This is a genomic window from Pseudochrobactrum lubricantis (genome assembly GCF_041929865.1).
Classification (GTDB): Bacteria; Pseudomonadota; Alphaproteobacteria; order Rhizobiales; family Rhizobiaceae; genus Pseudochrobactrum; species Pseudochrobactrum saccharolyticum.
In genome coordinates this window covers 1-14387 of record NZ_JBHEEE010000021.1, presented here as the reverse complement: position 1 = coordinate 14387, position 14387 = coordinate 1, and the positions used below count along the sequence as shown (strand labels likewise).

The window sequence follows — 14387 nt, the reverse complement described above, 5'->3', positions numbered from 1 at the left end:
GTATCTCGCCTTTGTTATCTCATGGGTGTTAGCCAAAGCGGTTATTTTGCATGGAAAGATCGTCCGGTCAGCCGTCGCCAGCGCGCTGACCTTGTGATGCTGGCACATATACGCTCAGCTTGGTCTCTTTCAAATGGAACTTACGGCAGTCCGCGCATGACGCGCGAGTTACAGGATCAGGGGTTCGCTGTTGGTCGTCGCCGGATTGCCCGCTTGATGCGTGAGAACAAAATGCACGCACGCCAAAAACGCCGCTTTAAGAAGACGACAGACAGCTATCATAGCTTTCCGGTTGCGCCCAACATCATTGCACAAGATTTTGCAGCAACAGGACCTAATCAGAAATGGGGTGCCGACATATCATATATATGGACGCGCGAGGGATGGCTGTATCTTGCGGTCGTCATTGACTTGTTCGCGCGTCGTGTCATCGGTTGGGCCATTAGTGATCGTTTAAACCGCAAGCTAGCTCTTCAGGCGCTCGAGAAAGCTATAACGATGCGGCGACCGTCAAAAGGCTTGATCCATCATTCGGACCGTGGCAGCCAATATTGCTCCTTTGATTATCAGGCAAAGCTGAAGGAAAATGGTATTATGATCTCCATGTCCGGCAAAGGCAATTGCTATGATAATGCCATGGTTGAAACCTTCTTTAAAACATTGAAGTCGGAGATGATTTGGAGAACCGTATTCCATACGCGCGATGATGCACAAAAAGCCATTGCCCAATATATTGACGGCTTCTATAATCCTATAAGGCGGCATTCCGCGCTCGACTATATGAGCCCAGCTCACTTCGAGAGAACGGTAGTTTAATACAAAACGCCTCTCCACTTTTACGAAGCAAGTCCACGGCGAACGCGCTTGGCTTGACGACGCAGGTGCCCGTCCGCTCGGTCTATCTGACCTCCGGACGCAGCCGAAAGATGCACCTCGGCAAGCAGGTCGTCGAATTGCGGCACGCGCCGCGCTGGCCTGGCTCGGCCCCGAAAGGGCGGAGGCCGCGCTCACGACATTGAAACGGAAGATGCCGCCCGGCGTGTTCGGCGAACTGGTCGCCGCCGCGCCGCAGTTTCCGACATGGATAGCACAGAGCGTCGGAAAGGCGGCCTATGGCTGACGTTTTCCTCCAGCTTTCGGCCGAGGATCGGCGTGATGCACTGGGCGTCGCCGCCGACCGTTCGGGTCGCCCCACCCATCTTCTCGAAAAGGATGTGTGGGTGATGTGGGCGCTGGAGACCCTCTACGCGGCACCGCTCGGCGAGCATCTGGTGTTCAAGGGCGGCACGTCGCTGTCGAAAGCCTATCAGGTCATTCGCCGGTTTTCGGAGGACGTGGATCTGACCTACGACATTCGGGCGATTGCGCCCGATCTGGTTGGGGGCAATGACGAGGGTCTGCCGAAGACACGAAGCGAGGAAAAGCGCTGGTCCAGCGAGGTCCGTCGGCGGTTACCGCCATGGGTCGCGGAAACCGTGCAGCCTGTGATCGAGACCTCACTGGCCGTCGAAGGTCTGGCGGCGGCCGTCCGCGTCGAGGATGAGAAGCTCTTCATCGACTATGAGGCGACCGCATCCGGGTCCGTCTATGTGGCTCCAAGCGGACGGCTTGCAGACCTTCCTGACCGACGGCCGGGTCGAGATCGACTCCAACAGGGTTGAAAATCTGATCCGCCCCATCGCCATCGATCGCAAGAATGCGCTCTTCGCCGGCCACGACGAAGGCGGCATAGCCTGGGGCCGCATTGCGTCCCTGATCGAGACCTGCAAAATCAACGGCGTCGAGCCCTTTGCCTACCTTTAGGCAACCCTCGCAGCTATCGCCAGCGGTCACCCGCAAAGCCGCATCGATGACCTGCTGCCTTGGAGCTTCAGGCCATCAAGCTAAGCTCCACGTGCTGCCCAGAGACCGCTTACACTACAGCGTCATGCGGGATCAGGCTCGGGCGTGCTCTCCGTTATCTGAGAAATATAGTTATCTTGATATTGACACCACTAAACCTTCAGTCCTGCCCATCTGACCATAACACTCCCGGCCAGCATGCTCATGCCAATCGCGAGGAGTAATGGACCAGCGAATTCCTCCGCAACAATGCCCGATGTCGAGGAAACCGACAGCAGCATCAGGCTGAATTCTCCTCCGTGGGCCAGGATGATCCCAGTCCGCCATGAGGTCTGAAGCGACTCGCCGAATATTCGGGCGACGACCAAAACGATCAGCGTCTTGCCCGCAAAAATGATCGCGAGCCAGCTCAGCACGACTGACCACGCATACGGGATGATCCAAAGTGGCAATTGCGTTCCGATGCCGACAAAGAAAATCCCCACAAAAAAATCGCGGAAAGGCCGGATCTCGTTCTCGAAAGCATGGCGCGCGTCACCCTCGCCGATGATCATCCCGGCCGCGAATGCAGCGAGCGCTGGAGAAAGACCGGAGGTGGCCGCGACATTCGCAGCCCCTAGTACAATGGTGAGCGCGAGAAGCTGGGCAAGTTCCGGATCGCCACGCGACGCTACCCAACGGGCCAGCAACTGCAACGGGCCACGGGCAATGAACAGAGCTGCAACCAATGCCGTTGCACTGGCGACGACCGTTATCACGCCATACCCTTCGGCGGCTCCACTCATCGAATCGTGCAGAAGCAGGAATGCGACAGCTGCCAAGTCTTGAAACAGAAGCACCGCAATGGCCAGGCGTCCTTGGGCCGATCCCAGAGCGTTCGCGCTTGCGAGCACCTTGAGGCACATGGCCGTGGATGACATGGCAACGGCCCCGCCGATGAGGATTGCGGGGACGGGCGCGAGATCGAAGATCAGACTCGCTATCAACGAGACCGCTATTGTCGTGACTGCAACCTGCACGGCTCCAAGACCGAAGACATGCTTCCTGAGCCTTACGAGCTTCTCGAACGAGAATTCCAGGCCGAGCGCGAACAGCAGCAGCACCACTCCGATCTCGCCAATGCTGCTAAGGGCAGCGTTTTCGGCAATCAGGTCGAGGCCGGCGGGTCCAATGACTATACCGGCAAGAATGTAACCGACAATGCTGGGCACGCCGATCCGTGAACATATCGTCACGAGCACGAACGCGGCAAAGACCAACAAGGTCGCGCTTTCGACAAATCCGGTCACTCCATGCATGTTCTTCTCCTGATGCATGTTCTTCTCCTGATCGCATGGCGCAGGGAAGGCCAATAGCGGCTCGCGACGCTGTCAAGGTAAGGACACAAGCGGCAGATCCTCGCTCGAGCTGACCATTGCGTTCGTTACTTTTTCCCGGCGATCGTCACGCCCGTCCAGGCTGGGGGATCGGAGGCCGGGAAGGATTCAAGACTGGCTTCGAAAACTGGATCGAATTCCGCCTGTTCTTGCGACGGCAGGTCCACCGAGCCTTCCTGATCGACTGCGCGCCGGAGTCGGTGGTCCGTGCGACCCCGATCCAGGCGGGACGGTATGCGAAAGGCGTTCGGGGCGTCGGCTCCCTTGTAGAGGCGATGCCGCTCCTCTCCCCGCCAGCGGTCAGGCGCATGCCGATGAGCCACGCCCTCACGCACGAAGTCCTCACGCACGAAATAGCGCCAGTCCTGCTGCTCCGCGAATTCCACGGCGCTTTCGCGGTCGGGAAATTTCAGCCGGATCGAACGATAGGGATCGTTGCTGGAGGTATATCCCATCAGCGGCTCGACCTGCAGCGGCCGAGACGGCTCGAATTCCAATATCCAGTAATTGGGCCGCGGCGCCGACGTCATCGCGGAACGAGCCGGCCGGTAAATGATCGCGGTCGGAACGTCCCAGGATGGCAGATCGGTTCCGGGAATTTTCGGCGGGAATGGTTGGCGATTATGGCCGCGCATATCAGTTCTCCCGGGTGTCGGTGGATACGAGAAGGTGACGTTCGAGATCGTCGAGTTTTTCCATTCGTCTCGAATTCAGGCGAACGGCGCGTTCGGTGTTCTGCGAAGGAAAGGCAGCAGCGTGCAGGACGTCCGACCGCATCGCTATCGTGAGATCGGCGACGGCATTCATCACGCCCTCTCCGTCCCCGTCCGAGAGCGAGCCGTCAGCAAAGCCGGACTGCAAGCTCTCCAGTACCTGCTCGAAGCTGGACACGACCCCTGCACTCGCGACCACAGCCAGCTTGTGGCTAAGAACACGCAGTTCATCGATCAGCTTCGCATCGTGCCTTGCGGTTTCCACGATCTCTGCGACCTTCTCGATACAGGCCATGTAAATGTCACATTGCTGCTGGAGGATGATGACCCTTCCTTCCTTGCGAAGCTCGAGATCGGTCTGGCGATTGAGAAGCGCCGCGGTCAGAATGATCGTCACGACAGCGCCGAGGAAGATGAGCGTCATCTCCTGCGCGAAAGGCAGTATGTCTTCGGCAAGATACATCGAACGAAAAACGAAAACGATGCCGATGCCGATGCCCAAAGCAGCGGCCGCAGCAGCAAATGCCAAGTCAGGCAGGCGGTTCGACATCAGCACCTCGCATTTTGGTGTCAGGTGGCCTGCACGGCTTTGCATCGGCGTCCGGCGCCTCTGCGTCCCGGTGCCGCAGGAAGATTGGCGTCGGACCGCTGCCGAACGGATTGAAGCCGGTGCTCAGGCAACGGTCGAAGATCGTTTCGTCCCATCGGGTGAAATCGTGCTCCTCGCCGGCAAGTCGCCCGTCATCCACCACAGGGCACCTCACGCCTTTGCCGATGGGGGAGCGTCATCGAAGGCCGCACCGTCCGAACGATCCGCCTTGCGAAGCCGTAGCCCGAGGAGGATCATCATCACCCCGAAGACCGCGGCGTAGAAGCCGATCAGCCAGCCGAGCGCGAGGAAGCTTTCGACCGGGCGCGTCAGCAGCATCCAGGTCACGACGACACCGAGAACGACCGAGAGAACGCCGCTCAGGATCAGCCAGATTTCGCCGTTGATTTCCTTTCGCAGGCGGATCGCTGCCGCGATCTCGAGGGCACCCGAGAACACGGACCAGAAGGCAATACTGGCCCAAAGGAACGTCGCTAGGACGAGTGTGGCAACGAAGGGCGAGATCACGATGACGATTCCCGTGGCGATGCCGAGCAGGCCGCTCACCATGAGCCAACCCCACCGCCGGCCCTTCCGGATGTTGCGAATGGCGGAGATCAGGCCTAACACGCCATCGGCGAAGGAAAAGGTGCCGAATACCAGCGTCAGAGCCAGGAGCGATTCAGCCGGCATCAGGAACGCAAGCGCGGCGATGATCAGCGCCAGCACGCCGCGCAGGATGAACAGCCACCAGTTGCGCGTCAGCGTGCAGAGCATGTCTTCGATGTCCCGGGCCGGGTTGAGCGAGTTGATGTTCATTCGATGCGTCCTCCTGGATGATCGGGTGAGCTTTCGGCATGCGACAGGATAGCCGCCTCGCCGTGCAGTTCAAGTTGCCGCACCTCTTCCTCGATGACCTCAGGCGCGCGCTGTTGCCCGTGCCGGTCAAGATTGCGAAATGCTCTGATGACTTTCATGCCGTGGATCCTTCCTGTAACCCTCCGACGAAATGGCCCGGCGCGACCGTCGTCGCGCCGGGCCTGTCCTTCGCAAGGTCAGCCGGCGGATTTGTCATCCTTAGACGGCGCCTCACCCTTGGCGTCGACCGGGCCGTCGAGCGTCGGAGCGTCCGCCTTGTTTTCGGCAACTTCGCTGGACTCGTCGATCCCGGCCTGGGCCTGATCGTCCGGGCTGTCATTACCGGTGTCCCTTGCGATCTTTTCGAACACGACCTTCTGTTCGTCCGCTGACCAAGCGACGCGGACTTTGTCGCCATCCTCGATCCGCCCCGCGAGCAGTTCGCGAGCCAACTCGGTCTCCAACTCCGACCGGATCAGCCGGCGCAGCTCGCGGGCGCCGAATTCGGGACGGAAGCCGACCGCGCCGAAGTGATCCACGACGTTCACATCGAGTTCGAGTTCGACGCCCTGGGTAAGGGCGGTCCGCTTCACCCGGTTGAGCTGCAACTCGACGATCTGGCGGATCTCCGACTGGTTCAGCGAATGAAAGACGATGATCTCGTCGATCCGGTTGATGAACTCTGGCCGGAAATGACCGCGCAACACCTCCATCAGTTCGGATTTCTGCTTGGCCTCGTCGAACTCCCTGGTGTCGCGTTTCGTGAGGTTGCGCTGAATGATATCCGAACCGAGGTTCGATGTCGCGATGATGATGGTGTTCGTGAAGTCCACCACGCGGCCCTTGCCATCTGTCAGGCGGCCATCGTCGAACACCTGAAGCAGGATGTTGTAGACATCCGGATGCGCTTTTTCGATCTCGTCGAGGAGTACGACCGAGTAGGGCCGACGGCGCACCTTCTCCGTCAGTTGCCCGCCTTCGTCGTATCCGACGTAGCCCGGAGGTGCGCCAACCAGCCGGGCCACCGCGTGACGCTCTCCATATTCCGACATGTCGATACGGATCATCGCGTCCTGATCGCCGAAGATCACCTCGGCGAGCGTCTTGGCCAGTTCCGTCTTGCCAACCCCGGTTGGTCCGAGGAACAGGAAGGTCGCGGTCGGACCGGAACCTTCGCGCAGACCCGCACGCGCCAGGCGCACCGCATCGGCCACGGCGCGGATCGCTTCTTCCTGGCCAATTACGCGCTCGTGCAGCTTCTCCTCGAGCTTGAGGAGCTTGTCTTTCTCCTCGGTGGTCAGCTCAGTGACCGGAACGCCGGTGATCTTCGAGACGATCTGCGCGACATGATCGGCGCGCACCTCGGCGGTCGCCGAAGCCTGGTCGCGCTTCCAGATCTCCAGAAGCTCGTCCAGTTCTTTCTGCTTCTGTTCGAGTTCCTTCTTCAATTCCGCTGCCCGGTCGAATTGCTTGCGGGCTGCGGCATAGTCCTGCTCGCGCTTGATCTGCGCGACCTCGGCCTCTAGCTCCTGGACGTCCACGGGGCGCGCTGTGGCGCTGATCTTCACACGTGCGGCGGCCTGATCGATCAGGTCGATCGCTTTGTCAGGCATGAAGCGGCCAGTGATGTAGCGGTCCGAAAGCTCGGCCGCCGCGACGATGGCCTCGTCGGTGATCGTCACCTTGTGGTGCGCCTCCAGCGTGTCGCGCAGGCCGCGCAGGATCATGATGACCTGAGCTATCGTGGGTTCCTCGACATAAACCGGCTGGAACCGTCGCTCGAGCGCCGCGTCCTTCTCGATGTATTTCTGGTACTCGTTGAGCGTCGTCGCACCGATCAGGTTCAGCTCGCCCCGCGCCAGCGCCGGCTTGAAGGTGTTGGCGATGTCGAGACCACCTTCGCCACCGCCCTGGCCGGCGCCGACGATGGTGTGGATCTCGTCGATGAACAGGATCAGGCTGTCCTTCTCCTCGGTGATCTCCTTGAGGATCTTCTGGACTCGCTCCTCGAACTCGCCGCGATACTTCGACCCGGCCACCATCGAGTTGATGTTGAGCTCGACCAGCCGCTTGTCGCGCAGCGCCTCGGGCACTTCGCCCGCGACGATCCGTTGTGCAAGTCCCTCGACGATGGCGGTCTTGCCCACGCCAGGCTCGCCGATCAGCACCGGGTTGTTCTTTTTCCGGCGGGCCAGCACTTCTATCGTCGTCTCGATCTCGCGGGCGCGGCCGATGACGGGATCGAGCTTGCCATCGCGGGCGAGCTTCGTCAGGTCACGGCTGAACTGGTCGAGATCGGGGGTGTTCGACGGAGTCTCAACGCGGCCTTCCTCGGCACCCTTGCCGACCACCTTCGTCACCTGCTGACGCAGCGCCTGCGGCGTCAACCCCAGCTTGCGCAGCATCGCCGCCGCGAGGCCTTCGCCCTCTTCGGCAAGGCCGATCAGCAGGTGCTCGGGACCGACATAGGAATGGCCGAGTTCGTTCGAGGCGATGAAGGCCCGGTTCAGCGCGTCCTTGAGGCGAGGACTGACGCCGATTTCGCCCTCCGCCTTGGCCTCTCCACGCTTCGCTTCCTTCTCGATCTGGTGCCGCAGATCGTCCACATCGACCTTGAACTGTTCCAGGATCGTCTTGACGACGTCAGACGAGGTCAATGCCAGAAGCAGATGTTCGGTATCGACCTCGCTGCGCCCGAATTCCCCGGCCTTCTGTGCGGCATCCTGCAGCAGCTTGTTGCCCTGTTCGCTCAGCCGGTCGGCGATGGTGCGTCCGCCGCCGCGCCGCGATCCACGCCGCGGCGCGCCCTCGCCGAAAGTGGCGTCGACGACAGCGTCATCGCCATCACCCATGGAGCCGAGCGTGCCGCCTCGCAGCGGACTGTCACCAAAGAGGCTGCCGAAACCGCTCTCGCCGAAGAATTCGTCAAGAAGGGAACGCCGTCCGAACAGGGACTCCAGCGGCGAGGCGCTGCGCCCCGACCGGCGCGCCATTTCGCTGTAATGCTGGTCGCAAAGCTCCATGTTCTGAACCCTGCCGTTCACCGAAGCGCGCACGCGCGCCGTCGCCGGGCGACCGCAAATATCGCAAGTTCCGTTTGCCATTTTTCCTCTCCGTTTCTTTATCCAGTCAGGGTTGTCCGCGATCATCTGCGTCAGTGACGGTGTCAGGCAGCGACCGCTTCCGTTCTTTTCACCTTGGACCCAATTGCCACCAGATCGGGCTCGTCCAGTGTCTCGCGTTGCAGGAGATCCTGCGCGGATTGCTCGAGCAGCGTACACAGGAGAAACCGCCCCCCATCCAAAACACAATGCATCCATCATACATGCTTGCATAATAAATGGAACGGCCTATCTTGATAGGCGTTCTCCGAACCCACATCCGGCCGGCACCGTTGCCCGGTCCCTCCATGCCGACGGTTCGGGGGTATCGATCAGCAACAGGAGGACAGCAATGCTCTACCCGACATATCTGCGCCGCAGCGATCCCTTTGCGCTGATGCGCTCCATGATGCGCGATCTCGACCGCGGTTTCTGGCCGCCGTCCCGCGCGGCGTTCCCGGCGGTAAATGTCTGGCAAGGCCCTGAGGCCGTTGCAGTCACCGCTGAACTTCCCGGCATCGAACCGGGCGACATTGAAATTTCGGTCAAGGACAACGTCCTGACGCTTTCGGGCGAACGCAAGGCGCCCGAGGTTCCCGACGGTGCGCGCTGGCACCGCAACGAACGCAGTTTCGGCAGGTTTTCCCGCACTATCCGCCTGCCGTTCGCGGCCTCGGATGACAAGGTCGAGGCGAGGATGACGAACGGCGTATTGCGGATCGTCATCTCCCGGCCCGAGGAAGAAAAGCCGAAGAAAATCGAGATCAAGGCAGCCTGAGAGGAGCTGGAACGATGAGCACCGACATCACGCAAGCCGCCGAAAAGACGCCGACCGACTCGCCCGAGACCACCGGCGGCGGACGCATCTACCGCCCGTTGACCGATATCGTCGAGACCGATCAGGGTGTCTCCATGATGCTTGAAATGCCTGGGGTCGCCGCCGATGCGATCGAAATCACGCTCGAAAATCGTGTGTTGACGATCCGCGGCAAGGTTGACCCGGTGCGGCCGAAAAACCTCGAACTTGCCTATGCCGAATATGGCGAGGGCGATTTCGAGCGTGCCTTCACGCTTTCCGAGGACTTCGACCCCGACAGGATCGAAGCCGAGATGCGAGGAGGCGTCCTAACTTTAACGCTCCCCCGGGCCCCTGAAGCGCAGCCGAAAAGGATCGCCGTCAAGGGCGCCTGAAAACCGAAGGAGACACCATCATGCAGATCAAGGACCTGATCCCCTGGGCGCGCAAGGACGGCGCGCCAGACACCAAGAACAGCGAAGACAACCCGATCGCGACGCTCCAGCGCGAAATGAACCATGTGTTCGAGAGCTTCTGGAACCGTGTCGGTCATTTCGAATGGCCCTTTGGCAGCGGCGAAGCCAAATCCGACGTGGTCGAGACCGACAAGGCGATCGAAGTATCGATCGAGCTGCCGGGCATGGAGATGAAGGACATCGAGGTGACGGTCAACGATGACATGTTGACTGTGAAGGGGGAGAAGAAGATCGAGCGCCAGGAGGAGAAAAAGGGATACTACCTCTCCGAGCGCAGCTACGGCGCGATCTACCGGACAATTCCACTCCCGCCCGGTGTGGATGGCGAAAAGGCGCAAGCATCCTTCAAGAACGGGGTTCTGACGATCAAGCTGCCCCAGACTCCCGAGGCGCAGGCCAAGGTCAAGCGCATCGAGGTCAAGAACGGCTGATTTGCCACATTGGGTGTCGCCGGTTTGCGGCGTCCCCTCCGCTCCGTGCGATATCGCACGGTCTGGCAAAGCCCCGGGGAGTTTATCTCTCCAGGGTGGCTTTCGAGAGGCAATCATGAAAGACTTGCAACGATCCGGGCTGACCCGTGAACAATGGTCGGCGATGACGCTCTACGAGAAGTTCGAGCAAGTTGTCATCTTCGTCCTCAGCGTCATCATTGCAGCGATCATCGTGGCGTCGGTCTGGGCGCTGATGCGCGAAGTCGTGAACCGCTTGCTTCTGGGGGCATTCGACACTCTCGACTACGCCACCTTCCAGGTGGTGTTCGGCATGATCTTCACCGTGGTGATCGCGCTTGAGTTCAAGCGCTCCCTTCTTGTTGCGACCGAACGCAGCTTCGGGATCCTCCAGGTCCGCACGATCGTGCTGATCGCGCTCCTCGCCATCGCGCGCAAATTCATCATCTTGGACCTCAGCGAGACGGAATCATCCAAGATTGCAGCACTCGCGGGCGCGGCGCTTGCGCTCGGCGCTGTTCACTGGCTGGTGCGCGATCAGGACCGGCGCGAGCTCGGAGGCCACGAGACGCGATGACCACGGCCTCCGCCAGCCACCGCTTGCTCAATTTCGTGCAATCGGCGCTGCTGCGTGGCGCAGACGAACCTGTGCCGTTTCGTCATGTAGGCGCGCTTTTCCACTATGTGGAGCCTAGCGGGATGGTTCTTGCAGCTGGCATCCTGCAACGCGTGGTTCTGGAGCCGGAAGCGGATTTCCTTCGAGATCCTCACCTTGCCGGTCACCGTCTTGAATGTCCGGCGCAGGTCCTTGCCTCAAATTTAGCAAGGAAGACGTCCACGAAACATCGGGCTATTCACCTTCCAGCCTCACGGAGCGACGCAGCAATATCGCTGATCGAGCGAAACAGGACCAGTTCATCATCTCTGGTAGGCTCAAATCCTCGGCGCCGCCAGAATTCGGCAGCCTCCCCGTCGACGGCGTTGACCATCAATGCCCGCCCACCGATCAGCGATGCGGCCTGAACGCAGCGTTGGAGGGCATGCTTCACAAGGCCAGTCCCGATGCCCACCCCGGCGGAGCCGATGTCGGTCGCGAGCTGACCAAGCAGCATGCAGGGAATTGGATTAGGCGGCTGCCCCGTCCGGATGGAGCGCGGTAGCACCGATGGCACAACGGCTATTGGTGCAAGGCCGTAATATCCCACCACACGCCCTGCCTCATGCACGACGAGAACGGCGGTAAAGCCCTTCTGCTGATTGGAGAGCGCTCGGGTTTTCAGCCAGTGGTCGAGCGTCGGCTTACCACAGGAAAACTGGGAAACATCCTGGTCGGCGGAAAGCGGCTCGGGTCCTGAAAGCAGCAAGGGGTTACCGCTTCGCCCCGTAGCCGGGCTCCCACGGCGCAGGCCGCTTCAGCACTTCAACCATATCCGGAACAGGAGCGGCCGGGCGCGACAGCACATCCATGAACTGAGCAAAGCCTTCCGGGCTCATCCGGATCAGGCCCTGCTCCATGACGACCTCCTCGGCCGCGCGCACAGCGGCATCTCGCACGAAATCGGTGCGCGAACGGCCGCGCAGGCTGGCGGCACGATCGATCATGGCAACATCGGCCTCGGGCAGACGCATTGAGATCGGATATTCCTTGCGTTCCGCAGTGTTGGCCATGACGATTCTCCTTGGTCGGAAGATGGCATCTTGTAGCTCTAAATACAATACGATAAAGTCTCATTTGCAAGCAACAGCTTCCGAGGGACCAGCAACGAGGCAAAAGATGACGGCGACAGCGAGCGATCCCGACAGGTCATTTTACTCTGCCATGGCACGCCATGTTACGCCGCCGCACGCCATAACGCGCATTGGCACACTGAACGCCGCCAAATGTTCGCCCGCAAATTTCGTTGCTAATGCCGGGCATGGGACGAATGCTGTCAGTTATGACCTTGCGAGCCCCACAAAACACAGCAAAGATGACAGGAGGAGAGCGCGAAGCGCTGCTCGAATCTTTGCTGCTGGACGCGCCGGAGTTGACGTTTACGCCGCGCGGCAGTCCCGACCCTCGCCTTCTGCGTCTGGTCGGCATCCTGGCAAAGCAGGCGGCACGGGAATGCTTTGCCGAGGAAGTGAAGTTATCCAGGCAAAGGAGGAAGCGCACCTCCTGATGCAGATGGGAGCAATGTTTTGAAAGTTGCGATTTACGCCCGTTATTCTTCTGACAATCAACGCGACGCTTCCATCGCCGACCAACTTCGCATGTGCCGCCTCCATGCCGAAAAGCAAGGTTGGCACGTCATCGAAGAATATACCGACCACGCAATCTCCGGCGCTTCGCTGATCCGTCCGGGCATCCAGGCTCTGATGACCGACGCCATGGCTGGTCGCTTCGACGTGATCCTCTCAGAGGCTATGGATCGCCTCTCGCGTGATCAGGAAGACATCGCCGGAATCTTCAAACGCGTGTCCTATGCGGATGTGAAGATATTCACCCTGTCGGAGGGCGAGGTCAGCCATCTGCATGTCGGCCTCAAGGGCACAATGAATGCCCTCTTCCTCAAGGATCTTGCCGACAAGACCCGCCGCGGCCAGCGCGGCCGTGTTGAGGCTGGCAAATCGGGTGGCGGCAATTCCTATGGCTACGATGTGGTCAAGAAGCTGGATGCCAATGGCGAACCCATTCGCGGCGACCGCACCATCAACGAAGACCAGGCCGCCGTCGTTCGCCGCATTTTCCGCGACTACGCGGCCGGCAAGTCGGCCAAGACCATAGCCTTTGCACTGAACAAGGACGGCATTCCGGCCCCTTCGGGCGGCGACTGGGGTTTCAGCACGATCAACGGCAACCCGAAGCGTGGCAACGGCATCCTCAATAATGAGATGTATGTCGGCAAGATCGTCTGGAACCGGCAGCGCTTCGTAAAGGACCCGAACACCGGTAAGCGGCAGGCGCGCCCCAACCCCGAATCGGAATGGGTCATCCAGGAGACACCAGAGCTTCGGATCCTCGACGATGATCTCTGGAATGCTGTGAAGGCAAGGCAGGAGAAGAACAAGCTCACCCGCGACGACAACGGCTGCACGGATGTCCGCACTGTCAATCATCGGCGGCGCCCAAAATACCTTTTCTCGGGCCTCACCAAATGTTCATGCTGTGGTGGCGGATACTCCGCGATCTCGGCAACGCTGATCGGATGCTCTACAGCTCGCAATAAGGGCACCTGTAACAACCGCGTCAATATCCGTCGCGACGAGTTGGAATCGCGCGTGCTGAATGCGCTGCGCACCCGACTCTTTGACCCTGAGCTGTTTGCCCATTTCTGCGAGGTGTTCACGCAAGAGATGAACCGCCTACGAATGGAAGGCCGCGCCGGTATTGCCTCGGCGGAAGCCGAGATCGCGAAGATTGATCGGGAACTCGAAACCCTGCTCAACCTGATCCTTAAAGGCGGCGCTGCCGACGCTCTCAATGCGAAGATGGTGAGCTTGGAAAAGCGGAAGAAGGAACTGGAACTGTTCCTGGCCGAAGCTGACGAACCGCCGGCCCTGTTGCACCCGAGCATGGCGCTGCAATACCGCAAGCGCATCCAGCAGCTCTACGACTCGCTCCAGGATGAAGAAGAGGGCAAGCGGGTAGAGGCATCCGACACCATTCGCTCGTTGGTAGATCAGATCGTGCTGACGCCTGTTGAGGGCAAGGTGGAGATCGACGTTCAAGGCGATCTTGCTGGAATCCTTACGATTTCCGCACAAACGAAAAACCCCGCAGCGGGTGCTACGGGGTCGCAAGTAAAGATGGTTGCGGGGGCAGGATTTGAACCTGCGGCCTTCAGGTTATGAGCCTGACGAGCTACCGGGCTGCTCCACCCCGCGTCAAAGAATTTCGGGTTTTGAGCCCGGGAGCGAAGTCATACCTCTTTTTCAGGTTATGAGCCTGATGAGGTGAGGCCGTATAGCAATCGATTGATTATCGATTGCAGGCCGAACGGGCGCTCCACCCTGGATATATGATCGCTTAAGATTTGCTTTGAAGATTGTCTTATCGGTAAGCGATTGATTTGCGCGTTTAGCGCTTATTGTTTGAGAAGATGTTTTGTTATCTGTGCGCTTTGCAGACCTGGCAGCGACCTACTCTCCCGTGTCTTAAGACAAAGTACCATCGGCGCTGGAGCGTTTCACGGCCGAGTTCGGAA

15 protein-coding genes, 1 tRNA gene, 1 rRNA gene and 3 pseudogenes are annotated in these 14387 nt (G+C 59.9%); 10 read left to right on the top strand and 10 right to left on the bottom strand.

What is annotated here, in order from left to right; all coding sequences use genetic code 11:
• The 4 genes and pseudogenes from JNC80_RS19365 to JNC80_RS19350 all read left to right on the top strand — a co-directional run.
• The coding region (locus JNC80_RS19365) for an IS3 family transposase (protein WP_376711344.1) at positions 1-816 on the top strand (816 nt) is incomplete at its 5' end.
• A 32-nt stretch (positions 817-848) separates the two neighbouring features.
• Positions 849-1120 (top strand): annotated as a pseudogene (locus JNC80_RS19360) (DUF6088 family protein); the annotation flags it as partial.
• Positions 1113-1601, top strand: a pseudogene (locus JNC80_RS19355) (nucleotidyl transferase AbiEii/AbiGii toxin family protein); the annotation flags it as partial. The pseudogenes JNC80_RS19360 and JNC80_RS19355, both read left to right, overlap by 8 nt.
• 1 nt (position 1602) lies before the next feature.
• Positions 1603-1887 (top strand): annotated as a pseudogene (locus JNC80_RS19350) (transposase domain-containing protein); the annotation flags it as partial.
• A 107-nt stretch (positions 1888-1994) separates the two neighbouring features.
• On the opposite strand, the gene JNC80_RS19345 reads toward JNC80_RS19350, so the two are convergent.
• The 6 genes from JNC80_RS19345 to JNC80_RS19320 all read right to left on the bottom strand — a co-directional run bounded on the left by JNC80_RS19345 (position 1995) and on the right by JNC80_RS19320 (position 8482).
• Positions 1995-3158 (bottom strand): cation:proton antiporter, encoded by a 1164-nt coding sequence (locus tag JNC80_RS19345; RefSeq protein ID WP_376711343.1) that lies wholly within the window; start codon positions 3156-3158, stop codon positions 1995-1997.
• 107 nt (positions 3159-3265) lie between these two features.
• Entirely contained in the window at positions 3266-3853 is a 588-nt protein-coding gene (locus tag JNC80_RS19340; protein ID WP_376711342.1) for an NADH dehydrogenase ubiquinone Fe-S protein 4, read from the bottom strand.
• A 1-nt stretch (position 3854) separates the two neighbouring features.
• Positions 3855-4526, bottom strand: a complete 672-nt coding sequence (locus tag JNC80_RS19335; protein WP_376711341.1) for a hypothetical protein — start codon at positions 4524-4526, stop codon at positions 3855-3857.
• A gap of 165 nt (positions 4527-4691) precedes the next feature.
• Entirely contained in the window at positions 4692-5339 is a 648-nt protein-coding gene (locus JNC80_RS19330) for an HdeD family acid-resistance protein (protein WP_112767052.1), read from the bottom strand.
• Complete coding sequence (locus JNC80_RS19325; RefSeq protein WP_157952843.1) at positions 5336-5497, bottom strand: hypothetical protein; 162 nt, start codon at positions 5495-5497, stop codon at positions 5336-5338. Before JNC80_RS19325 ends, JNC80_RS19330 begins: the two co-directional genes overlap by 4 nt.
• Positions 5498-5575: 78 nt before the next feature.
• Positions 5576-8482 (bottom strand): ATP-dependent Clp protease ATP-binding subunit, encoded by a 2907-nt coding sequence (locus JNC80_RS19320; protein WP_376711340.1) that lies wholly within the window; start codon positions 8480-8482, stop codon positions 5576-5578.
• A gap of 349 nt (positions 8483-8831) precedes the next feature.
• On the opposite strand from JNC80_RS19320, the gene JNC80_RS19315 reads away from it, so the two are divergent.
• The 4 genes from JNC80_RS19315 (at position 8832) to JNC80_RS19300 (ending at position 10777) form a co-directional block, all read left to right on the top strand.
• The gene (locus JNC80_RS19315) at positions 8832-9257 is read left to right on the top strand and encodes an Hsp20/alpha crystallin family protein (RefSeq protein WP_012754154.1); all 426 of its coding nucleotides are present in this window, start codon (positions 8832-8834) and stop codon (positions 9255-9257) included.
• A gap of 14 nt (positions 9258-9271) precedes the next feature.
• On the top strand, positions 9272-9670 hold the full coding sequence (locus JNC80_RS19310) for an Hsp20/alpha crystallin family protein (protein WP_012754153.1): 399 nt from the start codon (positions 9272-9274) through the stop codon (positions 9668-9670).
• Between the two features lie 20 nt (positions 9671-9690).
• Positions 9691-10182 carry an Hsp20/alpha crystallin family protein gene (locus tag JNC80_RS19305; RefSeq protein WP_376711339.1) on the top strand — a complete coding sequence of 164 codons (492 nt, stop codon included), beginning with the start codon at positions 9691-9693 and terminating at the stop codon, positions 10180-10182.
• A 115-nt stretch (positions 10183-10297) separates the two neighbouring features.
• Entirely contained in the window at positions 10298-10777 is a 480-nt protein-coding gene (locus tag JNC80_RS19300) for a phosphate-starvation-inducible PsiE family protein (RefSeq protein ID WP_376711338.1), read from the top strand.
• 277 nt (positions 10778-11054) lie between these two features.
• On the opposite strand, the gene JNC80_RS19295 is transcribed toward JNC80_RS19300, so the two are convergent.
• Together JNC80_RS19295 and JNC80_RS19290 are read right to left on the bottom strand one after the other, a co-directional pair.
• Complete coding sequence (locus JNC80_RS19295) at positions 11055-11564, bottom strand: GNAT family N-acetyltransferase (protein WP_094540707.1); 510 nt, start codon at positions 11562-11564, stop codon at positions 11055-11057.
• Between the two features lie 4 nt (positions 11565-11568).
• Positions 11569-11868, bottom strand: coding sequence for a type II toxin-antitoxin system TacA family antitoxin (locus tag JNC80_RS19290; RefSeq protein WP_094540708.1), 300 nt, complete (start codon positions 11866-11868; stop codon positions 11569-11571).
• A gap of 257 nt (positions 11869-12125) precedes the next feature.
• Between JNC80_RS19290 and JNC80_RS19285 the strand changes: the two genes are divergently transcribed.
• Both JNC80_RS19285 and JNC80_RS19280 read left to right on the top strand, forming a co-directional pair.
• A complete protein-coding gene (locus JNC80_RS19285; protein WP_376711337.1) occupies positions 12126-12362 on the top strand; it encodes a hypothetical protein in 237 nt (78 codons plus the stop codon).
• 19 nt (positions 12363-12381) lie between these two features.
• Positions 12382-14034, top strand: a complete 1653-nt coding sequence (locus JNC80_RS19280; RefSeq protein ID WP_445482817.1) for a recombinase family protein — start codon at positions 12382-12384, stop codon at positions 14032-14034.
• On the opposite strand, the gene JNC80_RS19270 is transcribed toward JNC80_RS19280, so the two are convergent.
• Both JNC80_RS19270 and rrf read right to left on the bottom strand, forming a co-directional pair.
• A tRNA-Met gene (locus JNC80_RS19270) sits at positions 13991-14067 on the bottom strand. The two genes, JNC80_RS19280 and JNC80_RS19270, sit on opposite strands and share 44 nt — an antisense overlap.
• Positions 14068-14309: 242 nt before the next feature.
• Positions 14310-14387: ribosomal RNA gene (rrf, locus tag JNC80_RS20055) — 5S ribosomal RNA — on the bottom strand; the annotation flags it as partial.